Genomic DNA, 1,258 nt, shown 5'->3' with positions numbered 1-1,258 from the left:
ACCTGAGGCCGGCGGGGCAGGCTCGCCCCGCAGCCGCCGCGTCCGGATGCGTGAGATCCAGCACGGAAGCTGAAATCGGTTGACATCTACCGGGGCAAGCGAGAAAACTGGACTCTGGTGTCGGGCCGCTGGTAACCCCGGGCTCCAACCATTAGCCGCTGCGAGCGGCCTTCCGCCGAGAGGCGTTCCCGGTCCGGCACCACCAATCACGGTTGTTAACCTTCCCGACGTACACTGTTCAACGTCAGTCCTCCCCCAATGAAGTACGACTTGAATGGTGCGCCGTAAATCGTGAAGTTCCAGCTCTTTCCCTCCGCCTCCCGCGGACTTGAATTGTTGCGAGACCTGGCCGCGCTGATTCACGGCGCGGTGGACACCCTGGCCGAAATGATCGGCAACGCCGAGGGCCGGGAGCAGACCCTGCGCTCCCTGCCGAGGCCGAAACCAAGGCCTCCGACCTGCACCACGCGGTGCTCACCCACTTGCGCACCTCCTACCTGTCCACGCTGCCGCGCGAAGACATGTACACCTTCGCCCGGCTGCTGCACGAGACCATTGAGAAGCTGCGCGGCACCGGCGAGCTGATCGCGCTGGTGGGCTCCACCCCGCTCTCCGCCCGGGCCTCCGAGCAGTTGGACCTGATGGGGCAGCTGGGGGAAATGGCCACCGCCTCGCTGCGCCAGCTGCACCACCTTGATGACCTGGAGGACAACTGGCTGCAGATGCTGCACGTCTCCAAGCGCATGGCCCGCACCCATCTGGCCTGGAGCGTGGAGAACGCCTCCTACTCCAAGGCCTCGACCATGCACCGCCACCAGCTAGTGGCCGATCAGCTGCAGGACGCGTGCACCGTCATGCGCCAGTTCACTGATCACCTGGGCCGCGTCCTGGTCAAGGAGTCCTAAGGGCAATGACCACCATCCTGTGCGCTGTGGCCGTGCTGTTGACCCTTGGCTACACCACCCTGAACGGTTTCCGTGACGCCTCCACGGCGGTGGCCGCAGCGGTGCGCACCCGGGCCCTGACCCCGGGCATCGCGGTCACCGTGGCGGCGATCTTCGCCTTCCTGGGCACCCTGGCCAGCTCCAGCTTCGGTTTTTCCTGGTTAACCGCCTGGATGTCAGCCTGCCCGAGGGCAACGCTGGACTAATGATGCTGATCTGCGCGCTGCTGGCCGCCTCCGGCTGGGGACTGTTCTGCTGGTGGCGGGGCATGCCGACCTCTTCAACGCACGCGCTGCTCTCCGGGATCGCCGGGG

General features: G+C 66.0%; 3 protein-coding genes. All 3 read left to right on the top strand.

The window, feature by feature from the left end:
• Positions 1-470: 470 nt before the first annotated feature.
• The gene (locus JCM19049_RS14535) at positions 471-905 is read left to right on the top strand and encodes a hypothetical protein (protein ID WP_054821927.1); all 435 of its coding nucleotides are present in this window, start codon (positions 471-473) and stop codon (positions 903-905) included.
• Between the two features lie 5 nt (positions 906-910).
• Positions 911-1,150 carry a hypothetical protein gene (locus JCM19049_RS14530; protein ID WP_054821926.1) on the top strand — a complete coding sequence of 80 codons (240 nt, stop codon included), beginning with the start codon at positions 911-913 and terminating at the stop codon, positions 1,148-1,150.
• Positions 1,150-1,258, top strand: a 109-nt coding sequence (locus JCM19049_RS23650; protein WP_374700325.1) for an inorganic phosphate transporter, incomplete at its 3' end; no start/stop codon positions are given. The genes JCM19049_RS14530 and JCM19049_RS23650, both read left to right, overlap by 1 nt.

It is taken from the genome of Arthrobacter sp. JCM 19049 (assembly GCF_001310435.1).
This window is presented reverse-complemented; position numbering and strand designations above follow the sequence as displayed.

Bases quoted from the DNA above. Each gene is read 5' to 3' on its own strand.
- JCM19049_RS14530 (WP_054821926.1), top strand. From the start codon at position 911: ATGACCACCATCCTGTGCGCTGTGGCCGTGCTGTTGACCCTTGGCTAC.